The sequence below is a fragment of the Actinoplanes sp. NPDC048791 genome (assembly GCF_040650095.1).
GTDB lineage: Bacteria > Actinomycetota > Actinomycetes > Mycobacteriales > Micromonosporaceae > Actinoplanes.
The window spans coordinates 1-26,839 of the sequence record NZ_JBEZGQ010000006.1 but is presented as its reverse complement, the minus strand read 5'-3'; the positions used below and the strand labels follow the sequence as shown (position 1 = coordinate 26,839).

General features: G+C 66.9%; 14 protein-coding genes and 1 pseudogene. 3 read left to right on the top strand and 12 right to left on the bottom strand.

Features of this window, described 5'->3' with window-relative positions; all coding sequences use genetic code 11:
• Positions 1-230: 230 nt before the first annotated feature.
• The 5 genes from AB0C29_RS01485 to AB0C29_RS01465 form a co-directional block, all read right to left on the bottom strand.
• A complete protein-coding gene (locus AB0C29_RS01485; RefSeq protein ID WP_360813864.1) occupies positions 231-1,049 on the bottom strand; it encodes a hypothetical protein in 819 nt (272 codons plus the stop codon).
• Between the two features lie 211 nt (positions 1,050-1,260).
• The gene (locus tag AB0C29_RS01480; protein ID WP_360813862.1) at positions 1,261-1,692 is read right to left on the bottom strand and encodes a hypothetical protein; all 432 of its coding nucleotides are present in this window, start codon (positions 1,690-1,692) and stop codon (positions 1,261-1,263) included.
• Complete coding sequence (locus AB0C29_RS01475) at positions 1,689-2,252, bottom strand: helix-turn-helix transcriptional regulator (protein ID WP_360813860.1); 564 nt, start codon at positions 2,250-2,252, stop codon at positions 1,689-1,691. Before AB0C29_RS01475 ends, AB0C29_RS01480 begins: the two co-directional genes overlap by 4 nt.
• Positions 2,253-3,567: 1,315 nt before the next feature.
• Positions 3,568-4,467 carry a tetratricopeptide repeat protein gene (locus AB0C29_RS01470; RefSeq protein ID WP_360813858.1) on the bottom strand — a complete coding sequence of 300 codons (900 nt, stop codon included), beginning with the start codon at positions 4,465-4,467 and terminating at the stop codon, positions 3,568-3,570.
• 925 nt (positions 4,468-5,392) lie between these two features.
• On the bottom strand, positions 5,393-7,231 hold the full coding sequence (locus AB0C29_RS01465; RefSeq protein WP_360813856.1) for an Hsp70 family protein: 1,839 nt from the start codon (positions 7,229-7,231) through the stop codon (positions 5,393-5,395).
• Positions 7,232-7,521: 290 nt separating this feature from the next.
• Here AB0C29_RS01465 and AB0C29_RS01460 point away from each other — a divergent pair, with 290 nt between their 5' ends.
• A complete protein-coding gene (locus AB0C29_RS01460; protein ID WP_360813854.1) occupies positions 7,522-10,719 on the top strand; it encodes a BTAD domain-containing putative transcriptional regulator in 3,198 nt (1,065 codons plus the stop codon).
• Positions 10,720-10,772: 53 nt separating this feature from the next.
• Here AB0C29_RS01460 and AB0C29_RS01455 read toward each other — a convergent pair.
• From AB0C29_RS01455 to AB0C29_RS01440, 4 genes and pseudogenes are all read right to left on the bottom strand, one after another.
• Positions 10,773-11,080 (bottom strand): annotated as a pseudogene (locus tag AB0C29_RS01455) (transposase); the annotation flags it as partial.
• Positions 11,081-11,321: 241 nt separating this feature from the next.
• Positions 11,322-11,711 (bottom strand): hypothetical protein, encoded by a 390-nt coding sequence (locus AB0C29_RS01450; protein ID WP_360813852.1) that lies wholly within the window; start codon positions 11,709-11,711, stop codon positions 11,322-11,324.
• Positions 11,712-11,739: 28 nt separating this feature from the next.
• Positions 11,740-18,264, bottom strand: a complete 6,525-nt coding sequence (locus tag AB0C29_RS01445; RefSeq protein ID WP_360813850.1) for an RHS repeat-associated core domain-containing protein — start codon at positions 18,262-18,264, stop codon at positions 11,740-11,742.
• A gap of 5 nt (positions 18,265-18,269) precedes the next feature.
• A complete protein-coding gene (locus AB0C29_RS01440; protein WP_360813848.1) occupies positions 18,270-21,011 on the bottom strand; it encodes a LamG-like jellyroll fold domain-containing protein in 2,742 nt (913 codons plus the stop codon).
• A gap of 606 nt (positions 21,012-21,617) precedes the next feature.
• Between AB0C29_RS01440 and AB0C29_RS01435 the strand changes: the two genes are divergently transcribed.
• Complete coding sequence (locus tag AB0C29_RS01435) at positions 21,618-22,439, top strand: hypothetical protein (protein ID WP_360813846.1); 822 nt, start codon at positions 21,618-21,620, stop codon at positions 22,437-22,439.
• Between the two features lie 511 nt (positions 22,440-22,950).
• Here the strand turns inward: AB0C29_RS01435 and AB0C29_RS01430 are convergent.
• On the bottom strand, positions 22,951-24,549 hold the full coding sequence (locus AB0C29_RS01430; protein WP_360813844.1) for a VWA domain-containing protein: 1,599 nt from the start codon (positions 24,547-24,549) through the stop codon (positions 22,951-22,953).
• Positions 24,550-24,573: 24 nt separating this feature from the next.
• The gene (locus AB0C29_RS01425) at positions 24,574-25,695 is read right to left on the bottom strand and encodes an AAA family ATPase (RefSeq protein WP_360813842.1); all 1,122 of its coding nucleotides are present in this window, start codon (positions 25,693-25,695) and stop codon (positions 24,574-24,576) included.
• A 205-nt stretch (positions 25,696-25,900) separates the two neighbouring features.
• Between AB0C29_RS01425 and AB0C29_RS01420 the strand changes: the two genes are divergently transcribed.
• The gene (locus tag AB0C29_RS01420; RefSeq protein ID WP_360813840.1) at positions 25,901-26,050 is read left to right on the top strand and encodes a hypothetical protein; all 150 of its coding nucleotides are present in this window, start codon (positions 25,901-25,903) and stop codon (positions 26,048-26,050) included.
• On the opposite strand, the gene AB0C29_RS01415 is transcribed toward AB0C29_RS01420, so the two are convergent.
• Positions 26,037-26,839 (bottom strand): hypothetical protein (locus AB0C29_RS01415; RefSeq protein WP_360813838.1); only part of this gene is annotated, 803 nt, incomplete at its 5' end. The genes AB0C29_RS01420 and AB0C29_RS01415 overlap by 14 nt on opposite strands.

Genomic DNA, 26,839 nt, shown 5'->3' with positions numbered 1-26,839 from the left:
TGGCACCGCATGGCCGCTCCCGCACCGCACCTAGTACCAGCACGCGTGGGGGCTGGCCTGGAACCGTCTCGGAGCTTGCACGACGAGACCGCAAAACGATGGTGAAGGATGCCGCCATCGGGCGCATCTTTCTAGTTCTCCATCGCCGGCCCCTTCCACGCGGATCGCGACGACGATAACATTTGCAACGGCATGCTGGTTGGCATACCCCTGGAACTGCCAGAAACTCGTCAGACCACGCGCGGGTATGCGGGCCAGCTCCACAGGATCTGGTAACGCTTACCGGTCACCGGCGTCTTGATGTTGTAGACGACCTCGCTCCGCGTGCTGTGAACCTCGAGCGTTCGCTCCTTGATGATCTGCCAATCGTCATCAGGTCCATGAGATCGCGCCATCTCCGCGCCGACGGCCTTGCTCGGCCGCATGTCCGTCGGGAACACGACTCGGAGCGTCAGCTCCTTGAGTGGCTCGACGACGTTCTTGGCAATGAGCGGCTGAAATGACATCTCTGCATCATGGAGATCGTACTTAATCTCAATATCTGTGGTCGACCCCTTCCCTAAAGGATGGTCGAGCAATACGTAGTAGTACTTCCAATTCGAGTCACGTGGCATTTCGGTGAGAAGTTTGTGCGATCCTCCGGCAAGGGATACTTTGCATTTTCCGCCCCCAGTCCAAGAATACCTGTTTTTGAACAATTGCACGTTGTGCCGATTCGCTTTTATGCGAATCTTGACGGACTGCTCATGTCGGAGGACGTCGGCCGGATCAAAGCTATAGGTGTAGTCGGCGAACTCCCACTCGTAGTCGCCGACACTTGCCCGTCTCCGGCTAGCGTACGATCCAGCAAGTGCACCCAAGCCAAAAGCCGCGACAATAGCTATCGTCTCCAACAAAATGCGCCCGTACTGCTGATCGCGAAAGCCGTACCGCCAAACAATAATGACCACGATCGCTATACCGCCGAGAAGCCACCACAAATTCCGGATCACGCCAATCCAAGTGCCCGCGTCCTTCAGACGGTTGATTAAATCACGCGGTCGCCCCATGCTTCCTCCATCACGGAGAGCGAATAGGTTTGTGTCGGGCTATGCGACTACCAACAGACCGTCAGTCTGTCAATAACCAATGAGTCGAACGTCGCGGAGCTAACCGCCTGGCCATTTGGACGGCCGCCTAAGAACACTGTTAGCTCGACGGCACTAAGTCCACCAAAGCCAATGGCGGCTTCCATCCAAGCGCAGCATGATCGATCGCCACTTACTCAACCGGCGCCGATACTTCAAGGACGAGGGGCGGGAGTCCCATTCGCCATGACAATGAGTGGACGAGTTCGCGTACATATGGATGTGCGATATCGACGACGCCGACGGCGCCGAATGCACGAAGGGCAGGCGACGAAGGCGCGAAGTCATCAGTAAACCGGAAAATTAGGCTTAATACGATCGAAGCGCGGAACACCTTCTCATTGTTGTCTCCGACCCCCTCGATACCGTAGGTAAAATTGTAGACGGCATGATGGGGGACCCGCGAGACTGCCCGGTCGAAGGTCGTTAATGCAATTTTTAACGGTTCCTTCACGAGCGGGGTAAGCACCTCTGATTCTATCTTCCGCAGACGCAAGTCGACGAGAGAGGTCCGCTCAGCAACCTCTCCAGAGAGTCTAACCAAATCTTTTCTGGATATAGTCACGCCGCCGCCTTTACCGCCCGGCTAACCGCGTCAGAGTAGGCATCTTCATCTGGTGACCGTACGGCGATATCCCGAGTGGTGTACGTCGTTAGGGGACGACGGGCCCTGTCGGCAAATGCGTCTTCCGCCCAGCCGGCCATGTCGACATATTCAACCTTGTCGCGCATTGTAGACGAATACGAGAACGACCGATCTTGCCAGGAATTGAAATGCTCCAGAGGTCCTTCGGAGAGTCGGAAGTCCAAACGACATCCTAAAGCACGAGCGTACTTCTGAATCGTCGACAATCTTGCGTCCGTAACGCCGTTCTCTAAGTCCGACACGGCCGACTGCGTTGTGCCCATGAATTGAGCGACCTGATGCTGATTGACTCGGCGGTCTCTGCGGAGGCGGATGAGATACCGCAGCAGTCCATGCCTGGCGCGCAGGTCATCATCCAACATGGCCGTCGGAGCGTCGCGGCGCAGCTCATCAAGTAGCCGCTTACGATCGTTGTGGCCAACGGCTCGTGGTCGCGTCACCATCACGACACCTTCCAGCTCGTCGAGACTTGGGTACACGCCCCTCGTTGGGCATCGGTTGTAACCGATAATTACACCAACGACCGGGACAGGGAAGGGTTAGGGTCGAGTTACATCAGATCCCGCGAGTACGGGACCTGCACCACGCGGCCCACCTTCGCTCAGCCAGCGCCTGGGCCCACCCTGGTGGCTCACCGTCCTCTGTGGCGCACACAACAAGTCCGACAAGCTCCAACGGTGACGTTCCGTAGAGGACCGTGTATGCCTTGCCTGAGACCTTCACCGTGAACTTCTCGATTTCCAATTCATGATCCGATTGCTTAGGCACCGTCAAATCTTCACTGCCATCCTCCTCAAATTCCATGATCAGCAAGATAGCCAAGATTGCTTCCACCGGAAGTTTCCGCAGCTCACGGTGGAACTCGTCGGCCGATGGGTGCGCCCGCCAGAATCGCCAGTCTCGATTCACAGCGTGCTACCTCCGGCTCACGATCCGTACACTATGTCGTCACCGTAGCCGCACCCGAATCCGTCCGCCACCCATGGATCTACTCCGGCCAGTGCTCGGATGTTCAGTCGGATCGCGCTCCTACCTTCGGTGGCGTCAGACTTGGACCTCGTGGGCCCTATCTGCGTATCTCGGCCGCCTTGCGAACTCTGCAGTACCGGCATGTCAGCCGTTGGAGGTACTCATCGAGCTCCGATTTTGTACCTACGCCGAACGCCTCGCTGCGCACTAGCCGCTCGCTATGGGACTTCTGGTTCGCCAGAGGATCTTCTGTGCAGCGCTCGCCATCTTGATCCTCAAGGAGGACCAGCAGGTCTTGGGGTTCTCTAATAGCGAGGCGCTCGGCGACCCAGCTTGGGCCCGGCGCGTACAAGCAGACCGGAAAGCTGGCCTGCGCCCATTCGTCGTCAACCGGACCGCGCACCGCGAGGCGTCGTCGCGCGGGGCGGCGCAAATCGTGAGGCGACGAGCGTTAATAGGGCAGCCCGAATCGTGACGGGCTGGCCTGAGAATCAGATCAACTGATCGCCATCGTGACTTGGCGACCTGGATCGATGCCGATCGGCGAGCGCCGCTTTCAGACTGGGCACCTTGCGGTCAACAGTCAGGGCGTTGATGAGCAGCGGGAAAGAAGGACGAGCGATGAGGCGGAGCGCGCAGCGACCTTGCCATGCGCACGCGGCCGGACTTATCTAGCCTTCGTCCTTTCGACAACCTCAGATCGACGACGAGGCCGACGAGTGAGTGCCGCTCGCCCCACCGTCGCACACAGCACACCAGGCCTAAAGCCCTCGGCTGTCGCGCTGTCCCACAACAACATGACACCGCGCTGGCCACCGCGGAGCGCTACGGACGGTGGAAGATTCGTTGATGGAGCTGCTTGATCAGATCGGTGGCGCTGGCGTGGTCCCCGGCAGCGCGCAGAAGGTTGGCGGCTTGGTAGTGCAGGGCCTGGTTGTAGGGGTCAATCCTGATGGCCCTTTGCAGCAGCGTAAGGGCTTCGTTGGGGTCGGCGTCTTCGGCGAGGGTGGCGTAGGCGTCCATGACGGTGCGACGAATTTGCTCGCGGGCGGGGGCGAGCCAATACCAGGTTTGTTCTGCGGCGACATCGCCGCGGTACAGGTCGATGACGGCTCGGCAGGCCCGGTTTCGCTCGGTGGTGCCGACGGCATGGGTCATGGCGTTGACGGCGGTACGCCATGGGCGCAGATCGGTGGCGACGGCGCGGGGTTTGAGCCGGTAGCGGTCGTCGTGGCGGGTGATGGGGTCTTCGCTGAGTATGGGGCGTAGTTGTTGCCGCAGATCGGTCAGGGTGGTGTGCAGGCGTTGGCTGATGGTGGCGGGCGGCAGGTTAGGCCAGATGGCGCGGATGAGTTCGCTGCGGGTGGCGCCGTCGGGGTGGATAGCGAGGTAGGCCAGGATCTGCAGGCCGGCGCTGCGTCGTAGGCGGACTGGTTCGCCGTCGGCGGTCAGGTGACAACTGCCGAGCAGGGTTAGATGCGCCCTGGGGTTCGTGGCCAGCTCCGGCTGAGGAGCTGGCGTCTTGATGGGCTGGCTCTTGGAGGTTGGGTCCGCGCTGGAAGGCGGCTGTTGCGAGCGCTGGATAAGGGTGAGCAAGTCGGCGGTGGTCTTCCGGTCGAGGGTGCAGAGCCGGCGCGGCTCGGTGAGGCCGGGGCCGGTAGCGATGCCGTCGGTGGTGACGTGCCAGCGGATGGGTAGCGACGACGGGCCCTTCGCTGAGCACAATGACGGTGCGTGTCATGGCGTCTATGCCAGTTCCTGGCATGAGCTCGGCGTCGTTCTGGGTGGCCGAGTCGCCGAGTGGCAACAATGCGGCGAGATCATCGGATCGGAGAGCCACTTGGGAGCCGTTGTGGAGTGCGTCCTCGACGATGAGTCCTCGGGCGGATGCGGCGGCGCCGGGTCCGGTCAACAGCAGGATCCCTTCGGGCAGCCGCTGTGTTCGCAGAGGTAGCGGTGCGTGGTCGGGTCCGATGGTGTCGTCGGTGAGCGCGGCGGCCACGGTGGCGACGGTGTCGGGTAGTGGTTGCAGGTCGGGGTCGGGGTCGTGGTGGTGGTCGCGGGGCTGTGCGGGGTCAGGCCGGTAGTGGCGGCGGCGTTGGAGCCAGAGCGCGGCGGCGAGCGCGGTGATCGCGGCGGCGGTGCGGTACGGAATCCAGCCACCGCCGGGCAGGGCGACGCCCGACGGGTCAGCTTGCGTCGGCGGGTCGGTGTGGACGTTAGGTCCTGCCGGGTCCGAGGACAGTGGTGTGTCGGTGGCCGTCGGCAGCGGCTGGGGATGGCCGTTGGCGGCGGTGGGCAGGGCGAATGCGGCGACGCCGGCCATGGAGCTTGCGGTCATCTGGGCGGGTGTGGGTACGGGCAGGTGACGCAGGCGTCGTAGTCGGCGGCGCAGCGCGGTCAGAGCGCGTCGGGTCAGGTGGGTCAGGAGCAGGAGCCAGGCGAGTGCGGCGACGGCGACGCATCCGGCGATGATGGTGCCGGCGGTCAACGGCTGCTCGGCCCATGCCGCGATCTGCGCGCGGGTCGGTGTCTGCCACCGGTGCTGAAGCCAGATCCCGGCGAGCACCGGCGGGCCGGCGACGACCGCGACCACAATCAAGGCGGTGGCGAGGCGGTTCATCCAACGCATGACCAGAGGTCTCCGAAGTCAGCGCCGGGCTGGCGGGAGGCGCAGTAGCGCCCAGGCGCGTACGCCCCACCAGCAGGCCACGGCGATAGCCCAGATGACCGCCAGTGGCGCGGGTCCAGTACGGGAGATGATCACGGTGAAGAAGCCGATCGGGACGGTCAGTGCGAGCCGGGCGCCGGGATGGCGTACCAGGGTGCAGGCGGCGGCGACACCGATCAGCAGGCCTCCGGCCAGGCCGATGCCGTTGGCCCAGCCGGCGAAATACCAGGGCCAGGCGACGGTGTACCAGAGGTTCACGGCGACAATCCCGGCCACGGCGACGATCATCGAGCTGGCGGGAAAGGTGAGGAAGCCGTCCCACCCGCCGACAGGGGTGACGCCGCGCCGCCAGGCGAGCACGGCGACGGCCGCGGCGAGCACGGCGATCGGCATGACTGTCAGCACGATGCCTTGTGCCAGGCGTGGGATGGCCTGGTTGAAGTACAGGCCGGCGGTGATCGCGTACATGGTGGCGGTGGCCAGCCCGCCCAGCAGCGCGATGGTGATCCCGCCGCTGATCCTGCTGGTCGGCTGATCTACAGGGGTGGGGGTGTTGTGGTCGAGCAGCGCGGCGAACAGTGCCGCGGCCTGGAGCAGGCAGATCATGGCGAGGGTGGCCGCGACGGCGGGTACGCCCCAGTTCGCCAGGGGAACGATGGTGTTGCCGTAGCTGAGGCGGTAGTCGCCGGAGAAGAAGATGTAGGACGCGAACAGCGCCAGTGACGCCGCCCCGGGAAGGGCGAGGGTGATCAGCCTGCGCACCGGTGGCAGCGGCAGGGGCTCCTCCACCGGGGTCGTTTCGGTGGTGTCGGCGTCGGCGGCGCCCAGCATCGCCGCGGCGTGAGCAGGCTCGACCGGCGCGGGGGTGGCGCCGAGTTTCGCCGCGATCATGTCGCTGGCGCCGGGGGTGACGGCTGCGGCGCCGATCAGGTGCACGCCGCTGAGTTGGGCGAGGGTGAGGTCGGCGTTGTCGAGTGTCTGCGCGGCCAGTGCACCGGCGCGTTCGAACACCGGCCGTGCGACCTCGGCCACCTGGTTCGTGTTGATGACCATGGGTGGCTGGCCGTCGGGCATCGGCATGGTCACCGCGACCTGCTCGGACAGGGCATGCCGGGCGGCGCGGATGTTGGTCAGCATCGGCCACCGCTGGTCAGCGGGCATGTCGTGCAGCTCGGCTGCGGTGAGCGTCTTGACCAGGGCGGCGTCGAGGCGGTCGCCGCCGGCGTCGGGATCGGCGAGGGTGGACACCACCTCGCCGCCGGCCTCATCTCGCTGCACCACGGTGACCTCGCAACCCGCGCCGACGTCGATCACCAACGCCGGTCCATCGGCAACCGGCAGGCCCTCTGCTGCGGTGCGGGCGTCGAGCCGGGTGATCGCGGCGATCGGAGCCTCGACCAGGCGGGACACGGCCAGACCGGCGCCGCGAGCGGCGTGACGCATCCAGGTGCGGCGCCGCGGTCCCCACCCGGCCGGGACGATCAGGCGCACATCGTCGACCGGCTCGCCGGCGACGCGCTGCGCTTCGGCCGCCACCTGCCGCAGGCTCGCGGCAACCAGATCGACGACCTCCACCTGCTGTCCCCCGGCCGTGACCTGACCAGTGCCCGCGCGCAGCGGAGAGACCACAAGGCCGTCCGGGTCGGTGGCGGCCTGCCGCCACGCCGCCGCACCGGTCACGATCCCGCCGTCGCTGACGTGGGCGGCGGTGGACATCTCACCGGCTCCGTCGAGGGTCAGCGTTGTCGTGCCGCCCGGCGCGACCAGGACCGCTCGCACCGTGGCAGCGCCGTAATCGATCGCCAGCCGTGAATGCACGCCAGCTAGTGAAGCAGAAGATCGACGATCAGTCACTCCACATTCGCTCACGGTGTCTACCACTGGTTGTGGTGCTGCAGTGCTCTGACCTGCGGTTGTAAGTCTGTGTGAGTGGTTGTGAGTGGTTGTGAGCGCGCGAAAGCCGCTACCGGGGTCGCCTTCTGCTTAGCCTCGCAGCACCACTTCGGACCCGAGACGTGATTGGCGATTATGCCCACCGCGCGGCTGTCGAAGAGGGGCTTTCGCATCCGGAGAACCGTGAGGCGATCACGAGAAGGAGGGGATAGGAGATGATCCGACTGATGGCGGCGATCCGCACGACGGTCGCCGTTGTGACGCTGCTTGTCGCGGTTCCGCTGCTGCTGGCCGCTGTCGGCGGGAGCCCGCTGCCGGATCGGGTGCCGTCCTCGGTGCAGATCCAGAACTGGCTGAAGGACCCGATGCAGCCGCAGCACGTCGCGGCGACCATCAGGGCGGGCGCGTGGCTGATCTGGGCGCTACTGGTCGCCACGGTCCTCGGCGTGATGGGGGCCAGGGTGCGGCGCTGGCGGTGGGCTCGCCTGACGGTCTACCTACCCGGCCCGGTGCAGGGATTGGCCGCGACGTTGCTCGGCGCGGCCACCGTCACCACCGCCGTCGGCGTCCCGCAACCGCACGCCGCCATCCCGGCCGCCGCGCAAGACAGCGTCCCACCCGGCCCGCAGGCCATGGTCAACGCCGCCACCGCCACGGCCACGACGGTCACGGCGCACCGGGATGAACGCCGGCTCGAGCAGTCGTCATCGACGGTCACGGTCCGCCGCGGCGACACCCTCTGGGGGATTGCCGCGGACCGACTCGGCAGCGCCCAACGCTGGAAGCAGATCTACCGGCTCAACACCGACCGCTACCCGCGCATGCACGGCGGCGACCACATCGAACCCGGCTGGACTCTCACCCTGCCCACCCGCGCTCGCAAACCCGTACCCGAGCCGACCTCACCCACCACGCCGATTCCCGGACCGACGTCGACATCGGCGCACCCAAGTCCGGCACCGTCAGCGGCCGGTGAACGCGACGGCGTCGTCGAACCATCCGGCCCCACCAGGACACCCACATCGGCGTCCCCTGGCGAGGCGGCGGTACCGCAGCCGCGAGCTAACCAGGACCGTGGCTCGCAGGCTGGGGTGTCGCTGGCCAGCGGCAGTTGGCTGGACATCGGCCTCGCCACGGCCATCGCCGCCGCCGTCGCGCTGGTCTGGGGGCATCGGCGCCGCCGCTACACCAGCCGCCGCCTGTCACCCGATCTTTCGCTGGACGACCCGGATCTGGCGCCGATGCCGTCGGTGATTACTGAGATTCGACGCCGGCTGCGCGGCCGCCTGGAGCCGACCGACACCGAAGCCGGTGCCGTGGTGAGCTCCACCGCGCCGGCTCCCACCACGGCCGCCCACGCCTTCCGTCCTTTGGACAGCAGTTCGGTGGACCGGTCCCTCGGCACACAGGAGCCGGTCGACGTCGACGATTCAGCCAGCCCGGCGGCGTCCGACGGCGATGAGGTCGCGGAAGACAAGCCGTCACGGATGGCCGGTGCCCTCGCGCAGGGGCGTCCCGTGGTACCGGCGTTGACGAACCCGGCACCGGTCGTGTGGCCGGCATCTGGGCTCGGCCTGACCGGGCCCGGCGCTGAACCCGCAGCCCGTGGCTTCCTGACCGCCGCCCTCGCCGACAGGGATCCGCACGCAGCGCCCGGGCGGGTCGTGCTGCCCTCCACAACGGCGGCGACGCTGCTCGGCGCGGCAGCGGTCACCCTGCCCAACACCCCGCGCCTGATCGTCACCGACGACCTCGACGACGCCCTCACCGTGCTTGAGCAGGAGATCCTGCACCGCAGCCGGCTGGTCTACGGCCACGAGGTCGATACCGTCGCCGCGATGCGCGCTGCCGACCCGCACGAAGAGCCGACCCCGCCGATCCTGCTGGTGGCCGACGCCGACAGCAGCCACGAACGCACCCGCATCGCCGCACTGCTCGCCCAAGGCCACCGCCTCGACGTCCACGGCGTCCTGCTCGGCGCCTGGCCCGCCGGCGACACCGTCATCGTGGACACCGACGGCTCCACCACACCAGGCGACGACGGCCGCCACGGCCGGCATCCCGCCGACATCGACCGCCTCGCCGTCCTCGACCCCGCCGAGACCGCCGCGGTGATCACCACCCTGGCCGAAGCCCACACCGGGCAGCCGCAAACCGCACCCCTGGTCGAATCCCCGCCTCACCAGCCCGTCGAAGCGGCCGCGATCGCATCACCGGACACCGCCGGTGCCATCGCGAGGCGTGTCCTGACCGCGCTGGCGGATCTGGGCGAGGCCACCGCTGCCAAGATCGGCGCCCACCTCGAATTGCCGTTCCCGACCGCTACCGCGCACCTAGTGCAGTGGGAACACTCCGGGCACGCCGAGATCTTCCGCACCGACACCGGCCAAACCCGGTGGCGTCTCACCGCTACCGGCCGCGCCGTCGCACACACCGGCGATGCCACGCCACACGCGGCAGACGCCGACACTGCCGCGTCCGCATCCGGTCAACCTCAGGCGCCGACGGCGACGAACGAACCAGCGATACCCGCCGAGCACCGCCACGCTGAGGTGTACACGGCCCTGCAGTGGCCCGACCCCAACACGACCTTCACCAGCGAACCCCCACCACCGCCGCCGCAGAACCCCGACGCCATCGACAAGGCGGGACGGGTCACCGTCACGGTCCTCGGCGAAGCCGGCATCGTCGCCACCAACCCCGACCGCTCACTACGCAAGAAGGCCCTGGAACTGCTCGTCTACCTCGCCGTCCACGACGGCAGCGCCACCACCGAAGCCATCCTCGACGACCTGCTACCCGACGCCCCGGCCAGCAAGGCCCCCGAACGGCTCTACACCTACGTCTCCGACCTACGCGCGGTCATGCGCCGCATCGGCGGGCCCGCCACCTACCTGACCCACCCCCACCGCCGATACGCCCTCAACCCCGACACCGTGAACATCGATCTGTGGCGGATGCGCGCCGCGATCCGTGAAGTCCACCACGCCGCCGACCCCCAACAGCGCATCGACGCGCTTCACCGCGCCGTCGACGCCTACCGCGGTCCTCTCGCCGACGGCGCCGACTACGAATGGGCCGAGCCCTACCGCGAAGCCATCCGCCAACAAGCCCTCGACGCCCACCTCGCCCTGGCCGACGCCCTCACCGACGACCCCGCAGCACAGGTCCGCGTGCTCGAGGCCGCCATCGGCCACAGCCCCTACAACGAACAGCTGTACCAGCAAGCCATGCGCGCCCGGGCCGCTCTCGGACACATCGACGCGGTCCGCACTCTGCATCGCAGGCTCGGCCGGGCCTTGGCCGAGATCGACGCCGAGGCGACCGACGACACGATCACTCTCGCGAACCAGCTCATCGCCGAGGTCCAACGCCCTGCAAGACGCACCGATACCCACATCAGCGGCACGTAGCGATGGCAGCGTTTCGGTCTGACGGTGCCAGCCACCAGGCGTGACGATGGACGCGTGCCGGAGTACTGCAAGGTCACTCCGACATCCTTGACACCGTTCTTCAGGAACCGGCGTCATCGATGATCAACACGCAGTCCGGATCACCGAGATGCTCGATCACGTATTCGCGGACATCGTCACGCACCGCGTCGACGTTCCAGACCGCACGCCGCGACAGCCCGTTGCATGGCGTCCGGTGAGAGTTCACCGGCCTGCTCGGCGAGAGTCCAGCCGTTCGAGCGGTCCAACCCGCGTCCGGCCCAGACGGATACTGCCGGGCCCGCCGCCGCGGCTCCGACCAAGCGAACCGGACCGCGAGACGCGGTACGCAACCGACCCAGCTCTACCCACCGCTGTGCGACATCGACACTCCTGTCACACCTTGCCCACGAGACGATCATGAAGTTGTCTCGCCCGCTTGTTGCCGCTGCAGTACGGAAAGGCCTTCCGTGACGATCCTGACGCTAGACCAAACCAGGTCATCGCAGCTCAGAAAGACACCCTCGCGTTCCCGAACCCTGCCGCTGCCACCCTTTCAGAAGACGCGATGCTAAAGGCACGGATCATGCCGCCGACGAATCAGTCAAGCGAACGACAAGGTTGGCTGGGTCCTCTTCGATATCGGCATATATCTCGATTCGCGTTTCCTTGTAACTGACTGGGACGATCATATTAATAGTCTGGTTGGGATCATAAAATTGGAGTCGCCGACTTGGCAGACTTATCACGCCGGTGAAGTAGCGTTCAAGTCCAGAATTATCTTCTTCATCTTCCAAACAGGCCACTGAAACCATCCCACTTGCCGCCGGCTGCACGCCGTAGTAGATGGAATCTGGCCCTGCGTGGAAATTCTCAGTAACCGGGTCCCAGTCCTCGTGCGCATCGGTGCTTTCCGGCGCGGAAATAACGAGCAAACCATGTTGGAAATTGGCCGTAAATTGTCCCAGTATCACTTCTCCACGCTTTCGCCAAGGTTATCTATCACTTGAAGTCATACCATCCCCGCCCGATGCCATTCACGATGCCCCCTTGTTGCTTGGTGCAGGCGCGGCACTGAGGATACAGCGTCCATGGACCGTCAGGAACGAGCGAATACGGCGGCTGATGGTCTGGGGTCCAGTGGCCGTCGGCGTAGCCGGACTTGGTAGCTGGACATGTCGAGCACCCATGCACGTCACCAGAGCCGTTGACCATTTCCTTCTCATGCTCGAGAACCTTGTCCCCCCGCGTTGCGGAAACACCGGCGGAAGGCTTCGCCGGCCCCAGGGTCTGCTCCGCCACACGTGCACTCGTCGTTGGCGGTCGCTTCGCGGCGAACCCGTTGAGTCCCGCACCGCCCTCCAGCACGCCTCGGCTGCGACCGACTATCTCCGCGCCCACGTCCGCGGCTTTAACGCCTGCGCCAACGGGAAGTAGGAGTGTGACGAGTGTGTCACCGACAATGGGATTGAGCGCCGAGCCGAGGTGAGGGGCCATCGGCGACTCGTATCCTCGCTCGGCCATACACGCCTCGTTGCCCAGGCACACGAACTGCACCGATAGAAACATGTAGTCACTGTCGGGCTTTTTGACGTCGTCGATGAAGCCCTTGCAGAGGTCGATTCGCAGGGCGCACGCTCCGCCGACGTTCGTCCTTCCGTCGGCTGCGGCTGCGATCACGGCCAGTCGGATGGCCTTACCGTCGGATATGGCGTGGGTCTCGCAGGCGTTGGCGCTGCCACAGCCCGGGGGAGGGCCGGAGCCGCCGCCGGAGGTGTTTCCAGTGCCGCCGCTTCCGGATCCGCCGCTGCTCCCTGTGCCGCCACTGCCACCGCTGCCACCGCCGCCGTTTCCTTTGCCACTTCCGGACCCGCCGCTGCCGCCGCCTTTGGTCTCGGGGACTGAATCGCCGGGTCCGGTGCATTTGCCGCCCAGGGCCATCGTGCAGATCATGCCGGTGGGGTCGGATGCGGTGATGGGGTTGTTGTTGGCGTAGACGTAGCCGTCCCATTGGGCGGGGTCGGCGAGGTCCATGAGGGGATCGACGGAGATGAACCGGCCGAGTGCCGGGTCGTACTCGCGCGCGCCCAGGTGCGTGAGTCCGGTGTTGTCCTTGATGCCGCCGACGAAGCCTTTGTCACCGACCCACGCGGTGGGGTTAGCGCCGCGGTTGGTGCCGTAGGGAAGAGTCCGTTGGCGGTTGACGGTCTGTTTGCCGTCGTTGGAGACGGTGGCGGATCCGGTGCCATGGTGGTCGTTGACCATCCAGGTGAGGCCGGCCGGGGTGCGGACAGCCACCGTGGTGCCGTTGTCGGAGTAGTAGCGAGTTCCGGTGGCTTCGCTGGTCTTGGGTTTGCGGACCTCGGTGCCGCCGGGCAGGTACAGGGTGGCGCCGGTGGGGTCTTTGCGGATGAGGCGGTTGCCGTCGGCGTCGTAGATGTAGGTGGTGTCACCGGTCTTGTCGGTGCTCTTGGCGATTTTGCCGTCGTCGGTCCAGGAAAGGACCTGGTGTTCCTTGGCCGCCGTGGTTTCGCCGGGACAGATGTTGTCGGTAGCCCCTGCGGGCCGGCAGATCGTGTTGCCGACTTTGTCGTAGCGGTAGTTCTCGGTGCGGGTCACGGTGTTGGTGGTGCCGCTGGTCGTGACGACCTTGGTGACGGCGTGTGGTTTGGTACCAGCGCCTGCACCCGAGGCCGGGTACGTGTAGGTGCGGGTGGCGTCGGTAACGCCGTGGATCTTCTCCGTCTGACGGTTACCGGCGGTGTCGAAGGTGTAGGAGTGCCAGTACTTGGCCGGTCCGTCGAGTCCTGCGAGGGTAGGGGCGGACTTGCACTCCATCGACTTGGGTGTCCACGCTTCGGTGATGCGGCGTAGGTAGTCGTAGCCGAAGCACTGGGTCTCGGCGGCTTGGCCGCCGTCGGGTTTGTCGGTGATGTTGAGGACGTTGCCGGCGTTGTCGTAGTCGTAGGACAGCCGGTAGACGTCGGGTTTACCAAGGGGGGTGGCCTGGAAGCTGGTCCGGCGCCCGGTCTGCTCGTCGATGCCGGTGACGAGGGTGACCTTGTTGATGTCCAGGCCCAGGGTCTGTTTGATCAGCTGGCCGAGCTGGTTGAAGTCGTCCTCGGCGTAGAGTTCATTGCCGGCGTCGAGGATGCCCATGGCGCCGTCGACGAGTCCGATCTTGTTGTAGGACGTCTCCACGCTTTCCCGCGGAAGTTTGGCCACGGCGGGAAACTTGGTGCGCCAGACGTCGCCGTTGGAGCGGTAGGTCTGACTCACGGTGTAGGAGCACGGCGTTGGTGCGTCGCCGACACAGAGCCCTGTTTCCGAGGGCGGGACGGTGACGGTCGTGCCGGTGGTTCGCCCGGCTTCGTCGTAACCGGCCACCGCGGTGACGTACTCGTTCGCCGAGCCGGGCGGCTCGTAGCGGACGGCCTTGGCCGGCAGGCCTTTGCCGTGCTCAAGGGTGTCGTAGAACCATTCGGCGATCTTCGGGCCGTCGATGGCGTTCTGCCGTTGGCTGGTTGTTCGGCCACGATCGTCGTAGGTGTAGGCGAGAGTGCGTTCCGCCGTCTGCACCGTTTTGAGTTGGCCGTCGGCGTAGTAGGTGGAGCGGGTTTCGCCGTTGTCGGGGTCCTTGACGAGGGTGACGCGGCCGCGCAGGTCGTATTCGTAGGACCAGGTGTTGTTGGCTCGGTGGTCGACGACTTTGCTCCGCAGACCTTGCCGGTTGTAGGTGTAGGTCGCTTTGTCGAAGGCCGAGGTGGTGTCGCTGCCGACGTTCTTCGGGTCTTTGTACTGGCGGAGTTCGACGATTCTGCCGGCGGCGTCGGTGATCGTCGTGGTGGCTGTGGCGCCCTGTGGCGGTGTGACGCTGGTCTTCTCGCCGGCGTAGGAGGTATGGGTGCGCCACACCTCGGACTGGCTCTTCATGAAGATCGCGTCGGTGAGCCGTCCGGCGCCGTCGTAGAGGTTCGTGGTTTGCGCCGGTACCTCGGGTCGGCCGTCGGGGGTCACGAGTTTCGTCTGCGGCGCGGCGTTGGTCGGGTCGTAGTACGGGACGGTGGCTGTTTCGATGAGCCCGCGCGAGTTGTAGATGGTGTCGGACAGGGCCCTGCCGCCGTTGACGGTCTGCGTCTGGGTCTGCCGTGCGCGGAGCAGACCGTCGAACAGCGCGATGGACTTGCGGTAGACCGTGCCGGCGTAGCCGGTGAGGACCTCGGTGGTGACGGCGCTCGGCGCGTCGCTGCGCAACTGGTAGGTGAACCGCGCGTTAGGGGCGTTCGGGTAGCTGGCCTGAGCGTGGCCGGGAGACCAGGTGGCGAGGAGTCGGCCGCTGCCGTCGTAGGTCATGGAGGTCGTCGCGTTGTTGGCGTCGGTCTTGGTGAGCGCGACGCCGCGGGCGGGATCCAACACGGTAGTGACGGTGTCATTCATCGGGTCGGTGACGGCCGTCTGACGGACCGGTCCCCCATGTTCGGGAGTGAACACCGTCCTGATTCTGCGTTTGAGGATGTCGGTGACCGAGGTGGTGCGGCCCTCGGCGTCGTAGCCGGTCGTCGAGACGGTGACGAATTGAGGCGTCGTGCCGCTCCAGGAGTCGAGGTCGTCGACGCGTACGGGAAGGCCCCGGATGGGTTCCTTGCCGTAGACCTCCGCATTGTCGTACCAGGTGCGGGTGTCGGACAGGACGTCGGCGGAGGTGCTGGTGGCGCCACATTTCACGGCGACTGTGGAGGTGCGTTTGATCGCGCCTAGAATATTGGCGTCGCGGTTGCGGACGTACTCCATGGTCGTGCATTTGTCGTCGGCTGCGGTGGCGTCGTCGCCGAGCACGTTGATCTGGGTGGGATAGTTGTCGTCGTCGTAGACGGTGTCCGAGGTGGTCCATCGGGTCGTGCCGTCGGCGAGTCTGGTGCGGGTACGGGTCGTCTTGGTGTTCACGGGCCAGGCGTGCAGCGATCCGACCGTGGCGGTGGCCTCGAGGTGTCCCGGCGTGTTGAGGGTGCCGGACACCCAGGTGCCGCCGACACCGTTCTTGACGATCGTCTCGCGGAGGATGCCGGAGAACGACTCGTGGTCGGCGATCTTGTTGCCGAGCGAGTCCTCGACGTCGACGTTACGGGGCGTGCCCGTCGGTGGCAGATCGCCCTTGTCGTCGGGTTGCTGGTCACCGTCCATGCCGCGGAAGTAGCGGTACTCGGTCGCCGACTGCACGCCGTCCTCGAGGCCTTGGCGGACCTCGACGCGGCCGTACCCGCGGTAGTCGCCCCAGGTGCGCTTCTTCGGCTTGGTCAGCGGCGAGTCGTCGTAGGCCCAAGCTGGGGTGTCGAGGTATTTGTAATTGGACTGTTCGTGGTCGAAGCCGCCGGTGTTGTCGTAGACGTCGAGGCGGGTGACGACATACTTGTGGAACCAGTCGAGCTTGGGGGTCTCGCCTTCCGCGCCGTAGTACTGGGGGAAGCAGCGCGACGTGTTCGCCCAGGGTTTGGGCAGGGTGGAGCGGGTGCAGTCGGGGGCGGAGTAGGTGACGCCGATCTGGGCTCCGGATTCGGTGGTGATGGTGTTGATCCGGCTGCGGTAGAGACTGGAGTGCCCGTCCTGGGGTCCGTCGACGCGGTTGGCCATGAGGTCGGCGTTCGGATCAAACACGGTCGGGGGGTCCGTCACCACTGTTCCACCGGCCGAGGTGCTCAGTCCCTTGTGCTGGACGCTCTTGAGCCACATCGGTGAGCCTTCGTTGCCACCGGCGGACAGGTAAGTGTGTTCAAGGTGCCAGGTGTCGACCGGCGTGTAGTCATCGCCGGTTCCGGAGTACACCTTGGTGGTGATGTCGCTCAGTCGCTTGGCGGTCCAGAACGTGGGCGACCGCTGCGTTTTGCATGGCGCCTCGTCGCAGTACTGGTCCCAAGGTGTGTCCGGGAAGGCTGACGGGTTGGGCTTCTTGTCGTCGCCGAAACAGGTGCCCTTGCAGCGGTCCGCGGTGGTGAAGTCGACTCGCGCGACGGGGTGGGTGCCGGCAAGGTCGTCGTCACGGCTGCCGTACTCGATACGGGTCAAGTAGCCGCCACGGTCATAGGTCGTGCGTTTGTCCTCGTCGTCCTCGCGGGCGTAGGCACCGACCTCGTTGGCGTACGTATAGGTGATCGTGTTGCCGTTGACGTCGATGGCATGGTCGAGGTTCCACCGCCAGGCGCGGCTGTGCCGGGATTCGGCGAAGGTCTTGTCGTAGCCGGGGTCGTCGGGATGGTTGCTGTAGACCGGCACGGTGAAGGTCGATGCCGCGCTGCGGCCGTAGAAGTACTGGGTGCCGTCGGTGGTGGTCTGGCGCCAGTAGGTGCCGTCGACGTCACCGTTGCTCCGCTTGTCCCGGATCATCTCGATCTTGGAGCCGTCATCGGTGCTACCTCGGTACTGCACACGGCCGTCGCCGGGTGCGGTGTCGGTGGAAGTCACCTTGACCAGTCCGACCGCGCCGCCGTTGAACGACAGGGTGGCGTTGTCGTCGAAGTAGCACAGATCACCGCCGCGCTCGTCGGCGTTGTTCGGGTCCTTCTTCTCCTTGGTGTCATGGTCGTCGCTGCAGGCGCGGTAGGAGCGCTCCACGTAGCCGGGCCACAGGTCCCAGCCGTCACCGACCCAGGAACCCTGGGTGTTGGTGCCCGCGGTGCGCCCGTCGATGGCACCGGAGTTGTAGGACAACGCCACGCTGGGCGCGAACGAGCCGACCGCCGGCGGGACCTTCACCGGGTAGGACCAGGTGAAGGCGCCAGTCTGTTGGGAGACCTGCCAGGTGGACGCGGCGGACAGTGACGTCGCCTTGTAGTCGCCGTTGTCGCCCTCAGCGGCGGCGGCGAGAGCCAGAGTGGTGGCCCCGGCGGCTGCAAGGCTGACGGCGCCGCTCACCGTGCCGGCCCGCGCGTCGTTGCGGGAGGCGACGGATCGGCCGTCGGCGGCGTTGAACAACCGCAGCCGGCTGAGCGCGTCGGGGCTGAAGCGACCGGACAGCTGTCGATAGTCCACGGTGACATCGGCCGTGCCGGCCGCCGCGACGCCGTCAGCCCGGGCCACTTTCAACAACAGGCCATCGACGTTGTCGGCCCTGCCGTCCTGCAGAGTGACCTTCACCTTGGCGACCGGCGCGACTGCCGAGCGGGCACCGGAGGACCGTGCGGCGCCGCTGCGGACGTACACGGGCAAGGTGCCCGCCCGAGCACCCTTGCCGCTCGCGCCATCTCTCAGCTCGACGACCTGCTCACCCGCGAACGCACGCTTGTCCGGGGTTTTGGTCGCGGTGACTTCGCGGGCGCTCGCGGTCCAAGCGGGCTTGCGGGCCGCGACGACCGGGTGGACGTTGACGCCTTTGACATCCTGACCTTCAGGTGTCCTGACCGTGGCCGCGTCAGCGGTGTCGGGCAGCGTCTGGGTCGCGATGGTGGCGGCCATGATGAGCACCAGCGGGCCCGCGATGCTGCGGCGCTGACGGCTCCGGGCGGGAACGCCGGGACTCTTTGTGGTACGGCTCATGAAGCTCACCAGTTCTCCCGCGCGGCGTAGGTCTCGATCTCGGCGTCCGACCAGACACGAGGGACGGCGTAGACGTCGTCGAGTTCGCCGTGCCAGTACTCGGCCCCATCAGCGGCTTGTCCGCGACCGACGGCGAATGCCTGCGATGCCGCCCAGGCGGCGCTACCGGTGGCGTTGGCCATGACACCGGTCTCGTCGGGGGTGTCACCGAACTGCAGTCCCGGCCCGCCATTGATGTAAAGCCGGATCTCGTTGTGGATGCGGTCGGCCACACCGACCAGGTGCACCCAGTCGCCTTGCTGGAGATAGGCGGCGCTGCAGGCCTGGGTCGTCGCCGCACCGACGCTGTCGGTCGCGTCGAGGGTGAAGCACCAGGCGCCATCGGGCGTGCCGTCGCTGTTCATGTCGACGTCGCGCCGGTAACCGAGCCGGAACATCGATGTGTTGACACCCGCCTGGGAAACGGCCGTCATGCTGTTGTCGAGCACCGATGGCGGCTTCTCACCGGCCGGCGCATCGGGTTCGGCGGGGTCCTCCTCGCCGGTGTCATCGCCCGGGTCCGGAACCGGCGTGGTGCCGTCGTCCGGTGGCGGCTCTGTCGTGGAGTCTTCGGCGAGCCGTACCCAGGCGGCGACGGTGAAGCCGCTGTCAGCGGTGGTGTTGAGGACCGGCAGGTCGGTGGTCAGCGCGCCGCTGCCGTTCAATGCCAGCGCGAAGCCGTCATTGCGGTCGGTCCAGGACTGGCCCGTCCCGGCCGCCCTGAGCGGCCGGTTGTTCTGCGGCAGCGAGCCGGTCAGGCCGGGCTGGTTGTCGTCCATGTGCCACACCCACTGGCCACCGGCCGGCGCGACCTTGAACGAATACTCGGCCTCGCCCTGTGTGCGGTTGCCAGCCGCGTCCACCGCGTACGCCCTGATCGTGTGGGGGCCTTCACGGGCAGGGACAATCGGCGTGGTGGCGGTCCCGTCGGCAGCGGGCACGAGTTTATGGACCTTGGTGTCTCCGGTGGTGAACCACCAGTTGTAGTACGACACGACATCGGTGGACGCGCTGGGTTTGATCGTCATGCTGCCCGGGGTGCCGGGTGAGCCGTATCCGCCGGGCACGTCGTCGTCCTCGGAGCCGGTCCACCGCTTGTACGGGGTGATGTCGACCGTCGGGGCGCCCGGGTTGGTGGTGTCGATGGTCAGCTTGTACCAGGCGGAGTAGGCACTACAGAATTTCGATCCGTCGCAGGCCCGGCCCCGCCACAGGTAATTGGCGTCGGGTAGACGCTTTTTGTCCAGGCCCAGAACCGTCCACGGCGCCGAGCGGCCGGACTTGACCCCGGTGACCGCCGTGCCGGACTTCGCCTTGAGCGCGTGCATCGTGCTGTTCCACACCTCGAACTCGTAGGTCAGCGCACCACCGTCGGGATCGGTCGCGGTCATACTGAGCTTCGGCTTCTCCGAGTTGGTCTTGGCCGGGCTGGCGCAAGGGTTCCTGTCACACGGGGAGACACTCAACGCGGTCGGTACACCTGGCTTGCGGTTGTAGTTGATGTCCAGGTACGTCGAGTCCTTGGTCAGCTTCTTCCACTGGTAGTCGTCGGCCTCGTCGGGCGCCCGGAAACCGAAGGTGATGGCCGCGGAGCCGGCGGTCGCGGCGCTCTGGAACGCGCTGCGAATCTTCGATGTGCCGGAGGGGTCACCGAACTCGACCTCGTCGTCACCCTTCGGACAACTACTCTTGTTCGCCGTCGCGTTGACCGTTCGTAGCGACCACCACTTCTTCGTCGCGTCAGTGGTCTTGGTGTTGTTCCAGGTGACGACCTTCGACGTGCTGATGGGTTTCGTCAGGAACAATCCCAGCGGGGATCGTGTGCAGTCCGCGGTATGCGCGACCTTCGTCAACACGGACGCCGAGAGGATCTGACTGCCCGACAGAGCCCCGATGTTGAACTGCACGATCGTGCGCCAGTCGTCGCTGCTGGAGCTGTGCCAGCTCTGCCCGACGCGCATGGTGTCGCGGTACGAGTCGTTCGTCCAGTAGGAGGTGTCCGGGTGCAGCCGGCTCACCACCGTCCAGACCTCCTTGCCACCGTTGAAGCCGGGATCGATGTAGAGGGGGAACCTGGCGTCGGCACTGGTCAACATCTGCTGTGACGGCGTGACCGTCATGGACTGGTCCGACAACGTCACCGGGATCTTCACCAGTTCCCCCGGCTCACCGGGGTCGCCTTCACCGGCGGCGCGCGTCTTCGGCGCACTGCGCGACGAGGTAGCGGTGGCGGCAGTGGAGCTGTCCCACATCGCGGCGCCGTCGGAGACGAACACCACGGCACCCTGGCTGTCGACGGCCTGGATCACGTCGTCAGCGTTCTGACGCAACGTCACCCCGTGTCCGGCAACATCGAATTGAAGTTGGCTCAGTGCCGCATTCTTCGCGGCTGCCGCGGTCTTGACGACCAGAACCTCGCTGAACGAGTCGGCGTTCGCCGTCAAGCGCAGGTCGACTCCGGCCAGCACCTCCGGATACGTCGCCGTGGCCCCGGCGATGACCGGAGTCGGCAGCGGCTGCGACCACGTCAGGGAGACCCGTTTGCCGTCTCGACCGAACGACAGCAGTTCTCCAGTACCACCCGGCGAGAACCGCAGGTCGAGACTCGTCGCCACCGGCGTCACACCGTCCGCGGTCAGCCGCAACGTCCGGTCTATCGGCACCCACCCGGTTGCGCGACGGACCCGCACCGGAACGGCCGACTGCATCAGCCGAAAGGTCCCGTCCGGCTGTGCGAAGTTCTGCGATGATTCCGTCCGCTCGCTGAGGACCTCCACCGGTGACCCGTACTTGTGCGCAAGCCAAGCCGCGCTGTCGGCATCAGGCGCCTCAGTCAGTTGTTGACGTGCCACCGGAGGTGCCGCCGCTCCAGCCGACACTGGAACGGCAGCCAGGCCCTCGATCAGGAGAAACGTTGCTGCGACAGCAAGGCAGAGTCGTCCACCGCGTGCATATGCGCGCAGCCGACGTCCGCCCGGCACGAGACTGCCGGACACTTGATCACTTCCCCCGTGAAAGCCAGACCCCTCAACGGATCCCGGCGCTGACACCCGGTTCCTGAGAAAAACCTGGCAACGGAAAAGCTATATATCGATCTTGCGGCCGTCAATGGCTTCACCGAGTTCACCGCCGATCACCGTGCGTCATCTCGGCGGGAGCCCCGTGGCGCCGAAAGCCCGTGCTCGTGCGCTGGTCACGACGGAGCGGGCTTGGCGGACCCGCCTCCAGGCGGCGTCTCGTGACGTTTCCGCCGTCGGGCGGACAGCGCTCGAGCGGGAACACGTCACACCGCGTCGGGCCCTACGATCACGTCCATGATCCGTCGTAGTGGCACCAGCGCATTGATCGCGGTGCTGGCACTGGCCGCCTGCTCCGATCCTTCGACGCCGAAGACTCCCGACCCGAAGAGTGTCCTCGCTGCATCGGCATCAGGGCTCAGTGCAGGCAACTACCGATACACCGTCGACATGCCCGACGTACGGGTCGAGGGTGTGACTGACTTCGCCAGTCGTAGTGCCGCGTGGACCACGACGTTCCTCGACCCCGGGCGCATGGAGATTGAGATACGGCTGATCGGGCAGGACCAATACACTCGTACCCGTCACGATGCCGCGAGTGCTGCGAACGAGAAGAAGAGTCTTCGCGAGACCGCAGCCAGCACCGACGACCCGCACGTCAAAGCAGACATGGCAGCCAAGATCCGTGAGATCGAGACGGGCGACGACAGGTATCGGCACCTCGACCTGTCGCGGCTCCCGAAGCGGACGGCCATGACAGGCCCTCCCTTCGCCGACCCGGATCGGACTGGGGCGACGAAGCTAATCCCTTGGGTGCGCGACGCCACAGCGGATGGCAGCACGATCCGCGGCACACTGTCGATCCCCCGGCCACTCGGCGGCGAGGCCCTGGCGATGATCTCCGAGCGCCTCGTCGACACCCTGCCCTTCACCGCAAGCCTGGACGAACAGAGACGCCTCAGCCGCCTCGAGATCAACTTTCCCACCAGTGCACGAGGCACGAAACCGGCAGGCCGATGGATGCTCACCGTCGACAGCTACGGCACCGCACCGGTGCCCGAGCGACCGGGCACGATCAAAGAAACACCCGAGGACGTTTACGACGCCTTGGAGTCGTAGCGGCGGGGTGGCATCGCCGACAAGGGCTGCCCATCTTGACGGCTTGACGGTGTGCCGCATCCGATGTCCCTTCGTGGGGTCAGGCCCGCGCATCCGTCTCCGGATGCGCGGGCGGCGAGGGAACCGCGCACAGCGGACACCGGCTGCATTCCACCCCGGTGATCGCTGGACCCCCGGGCGGCAAAAGGGCTGGGCGTGCGTACGGCACCGCGCCATCTCGATAGTCCGGCCGAGCGGTTCGTCGTTGCTGACGATGAACACGGCGGCGCCACGGCCGATCAAGCTGGTGCCGAGGTTAGGACCGGCGCCGGGGGTCTCGCCGCGGGTCGGCCGTGGTGGGCGTTTCGGTGGTTCCATCTCGTCGAAGCAGCCGGTGGCACGACTCCGCCAGCCGGCCAGCAGGCCCACAACACGAGCAGTACTCCGGCACCCTGCCCATGCCCGCCGGCCGAGCGGCTCAGAGCGGAGCCCGCGCTGAGGCGCTGTCGCCGACGCGGGGATGAGGGTCCGGTCAGGTCTGCTTGAGTGCGGCGATTGCCGCGTCGGCGATTTGAGTGACTGAGTCGGCCGGATCGGCGACGGTCAGGGTCGTCGTGTCGGTGAAGGTGTAACCGGGCAAGTCATCGGGCTGCAGCCAGAGCACGGCGCAGCCGGCTCGGTGCAGAGTGGTGATCAGTTTCTGGCCGGCGGCGACGTCGGCGAGTTTGCCGTCGGAGACCACGGCGAGCATGCGCAGGGTGCGGCCGTGGCGTAGGTCGAGCAGCCGGTCGGCGACTTTGACCGCTTCGGGGAAGGTCACGGTGCCGCCGCCGGTGGGCATGTGCAGTATCTGCTGCGGACGGGCGCCGGGCGCTACCAGCACGCTGGTGTGGCTGCCGAAACCGATGGTCGTGGTGACGGCCTCAGATCTACGTGCGGCGTGGGCGAAGATCCACGCCGCGGATGACAGTTCGTCGGCGTACTTCGTCATCGAGCCTGACAGGTCCACCAGGATCGCCAAGTGCAGGGTGGGCTTCGGCGGTGGGAGTTGGGTGCGCTGCTGCCACGGCGCCGCGGTGGGTCGTTGCCCGCGAGCTGTCTGCGCGTCGGCGGCGATCGCGTGGCGGGTGCGTAGCCGTCCGGGCGGGATCAGTGACGGTCGGACGCCGGGTTCCGGGTTGCGGATCCGGGCCCGCGTGATGCGGGCGGCCAGGTCACGGGCGGCGCGTCGTTGCTGTTCGGTGGGGTCGCTGCGCTGCCAGTCTTTTGGAGGGCTATGCCGATGCTGCAGGATCCGGGCGGCGTACTGGCTTGGGGTGAGCCCGTACGCGGCGGCCAGATAGTCGGCGATGGCTTGGGCCAGCTGGCCCGGGAACTGGCCGGGATCTGCGGCCGGGACGGTGTGCTGCTGGCCGGGGTCGATGTCCAGAGCCTGGCACCAGCGGCGGGCGAGTTCGATCATCGTGTCGGCGCCGGTGTCGTCGACGGTGTGTGCGTGTTGCCAGATCTCGCGCAACGCCTTGAGCCGTTGGCGGCCGAGCACGCCGATGACGGCGGCCCGGACGGCTCGGACGTCTTTGCTGGTAAGGATGCGGGCGTCGACGCGGGCCAGGAGCAGCGCGGCGAGGGTGCCGGCGTGCCAGGCGTCGTCGACCGGGGCGGTACCGGGGTCCAGCAGGGCGGTGACGGTGTGCCGCAGCCATCGGCGGTCGGCGCGGCGGCGTTGCCGCTGCTTGCCCTCCGCCCGGGACTCTTCGAGCAGGTCGGCGACGTGGGCGAGGATCGGCGGTGTGCCCGGCGGTGTCGTCCAGTGGCTGTGGGCGGCGTGGGCGGCGCCGTGCACGAGCAGCCCGTACCCGGTGGGCACCGTCTGTTTGTGCGCGGCCCGTCTTGGGTCGGCGATGTCGGGGGTGTCGGCGATGTAGTTGGCGTCGACCTCGATGCGGCGCAGTTGGGGGTAGAAGCATTCGGGTGCGCCGCCGCCGGCGCCGGGCGCGACGAGCACGTGTAGGTCGGTGCGGCCGGTCAGAGTCTTGATGTGTTTGGTCCAGGCTTGTGACCACGGTTTCCAGGCGTCATCGACGGTGGCTGTCGGCCGTCCGGTGGAGCGGTGGGTACTCGGGTCAGACATGAGGGTGGTCTCCTTGTCGTGGGGTCAGCGGGTGCCGATGGCCAGGGCGGTGACGGTGGCGCCGGTGTGCCGGGCGAGGGCGGCGATGACGTCGTCGCGGGCGTCTTCGGGGGCGATGCCGGCGAGGTTGGCCAGGGCGGTGGCCGGGCCGAGCTCCTGGCGGACCTTGACGAAGCCGAGCAGCTCGCGCAGCTGCGGCGCCCATACGACGCGTCCGGCGGTCAGGTCTTTGTTGAGGTCCTGCGCTGCTTCGATGACTGCTTTGGGGACGCCGAGCTGGCGGGCGAGGTGCCAGTCGGTGCTGACGTGCAGGTGCATCGTGAACCGGGAGGCAAGGGCTTCGGTGAGCACGGCGCCGTGCACGCCCGGGTTGTGTCCGGCGCACACGTAGAACCCGTCGACGGCTTGCACGTGTTCGTTGCCGTGGGCAGGGATGGTGATGACGCCGCGGCCGTCCATCGCCGGATACAGCACAGCGAGGACGCGGGGTGGGATGAGGGTGGCGTCGTCGACCAGCAACGGCCGTCCTTCGCGCATGGCGATAACCAGCGGGCCGTGGACGAACTCGTAGCCGCCGCCGGGGATCGGGTTGTAGGAGCCGAGGAAGTCATCCACGACGGTGTCGCCGGTGCCGGCGACGGTGAGCAGGTCGGGGAAGGCGGCCTCGAGCATGGCGGTCTTGCCGGTGCCGGGCGGCCCGTACAGCAGAACCGGGATCTTCTGCGTCCGTAGGCTGTTCAGGACTTCGACGTCCCAGCCTGTGCCGAGCCGGCGCGGATAGTACAGGCTGCCGTTGGGCCGGGCGATCGGCGCCGGCCGCGGCTTGCGTGCGCTGGCCCGGCTCCCGGTGCGGGCGGAGCTGAAAGGCATGGTGCCGGCGGCGTCGACGCCGGCTGGGGTGATCTGAAACCGGTGGTGCGGGTCACGTACGTGGGTGGCGTGCCCGGCCGCTGCCATCTTCTTCAGCACCTCGAACACCGCCCCGGAGGAAGGGGCGCCGATGGCGCGGGTGATCTCGCCGACCTTCAGCACGGAATCGGGTTGGCCGGCCAGGTAGAGGGCGACGCGGGGATAGAGGGAGCCTCGACGGCGTGCGGCTGCGGTGGTATCCGGGCCGCCGGCTGGTGGTGTGGTGGGTGTGGACATGGGCTGGTCCTTTCGCAGGTCAGGCCCGCGCATCCGTCTCCGGATGCGCGGGCTGTGAAGAAACCGCGCACAGCGGAGACGGGCTGCCGTCCACCCCGGCGATCACCGACCCCCGATTACCAAGGGGGTTCAGGCGCGGCGGAGAGGGCGCACACCCGCAGGTGCTGCCAGTGGTGCGTCACGGCTTACAGCGCCGCGTACTTCAGTGGATTCGGCCGGGCGTTTCGTCGTCGCCGACGATGAACGCACCGGCGCCCCGATCGATCAAGTCGACGCCGAGGCCAGGCCGGTCGGCGCCCGGGGTGCCGTCAGCGGCATCGCCCGCCAGCCGTCGATGATCGTCAGCTCTTGGTAGAACGTCGGCGCCGCGCAACTCGGGTCGCGCAGCTGCGCCGCCTCAGCCCTGTAAGGGGGCGCTGAAGGAACAGTCGGCCGCAGAGCTCGTGGCGCGTTGGCGACGGCCGGCAGTCGACCCGGTCAGCTGTGGTGTCCTCGAGCCCGGGCGGGTACGGCAACGCCCCTTTGGGCGCGGGAAGCAGGCGCACACGAGTCGGATCGATCTCGGCGATGGCGGACCCCGGAACGTTCGGCCCGATGTCGCCGAGGCTCACCAGGTCGTATTGCACCGGGGCGTGGAGGTCATCGCGCACGACGTACAGCCGGTCCCGAGCCTCCTCGTCGCCCCACCACTGGGGGTCGACGATCTGCACGAGCGAGCCCAAACCCGGCAGAGCCGCCCGTTGCTGGCGCTCGCTGATCAAGGCAGCGACGACCGCGAGCTGCCAGCCAGCGGAGTCGGCCGGATCGTCGTTCGGGCCCTGGAGCACCTGGCCGGAAAGCGCCGCGCGTAACACCGACCGCAGGCCGGTGGAGACCTCCCCGGATGCCGCCTGATCCAGCGCGCGGAGGCCGTAGTAGCGGTCGGCGTACAGCTCCGGGGCGGTCGTCTGCCGTGTAGGCCTGAGCTGGTTGCCGCCCGGGAACCGCCACTGTGGGTTCAGCAGCCGGGTCAGCGAAATCAGGTCTCCCCGATGCCGGACCCACCGGTCGCTGGGGGCCAGGACGGTACCGGGGGTCCGGCCGGCGCGTGCGGCGTCGCCGCACGCGGTGCAGGCCTGGCCGACGAGTTGGCCGGTGGCTGCGC

Excerpts from the sequence above, each read along its gene's own strand:
- AB0C29_RS01425 (WP_360813842.1), bottom strand. The coding sequence starts at position 25,695 with ATGTCCACACCCACCACACCACCAGCCGGCGGCCCGGATACCACCGCA.
- AB0C29_RS01440 (WP_360813848.1), bottom strand. The coding sequence starts at position 21,011 with ATGCAGTCGGCCGTTCCGGTGCGGGTCCGTCGCGCAACCGGGTGGGTG.
- AB0C29_RS01485 (WP_360813864.1), bottom strand. The coding sequence starts at position 1,049 with ATGGGGCGACCGCGTGATTTAATCAACCGTCTGAAGGACGCGGGCACT.
- AB0C29_RS01460 (WP_360813854.1), top strand. The coding sequence starts at position 7,522 with ATGATCCGACTGATGGCGGCGATCCGCACGACGGTCGCCGTTGTGACG.
- AB0C29_RS01435 (WP_360813846.1), top strand. The coding sequence starts at position 21,618 with ATGATCCGTCGTAGTGGCACCAGCGCATTGATCGCGGTGCTGGCACTG.
- AB0C29_RS01430 (WP_360813844.1), bottom strand. The coding sequence starts at position 24,549 with ATGTCTGACCCGAGTACCCACCGCTCCACCGGACGGCCGACAGCCACC.
- AB0C29_RS01445 (WP_360813850.1), bottom strand. The coding sequence starts at position 18,264 with ATGAGCCGTACCACAAAGAGTCCCGGCGTTCCCGCCCGGAGCCGTCAG.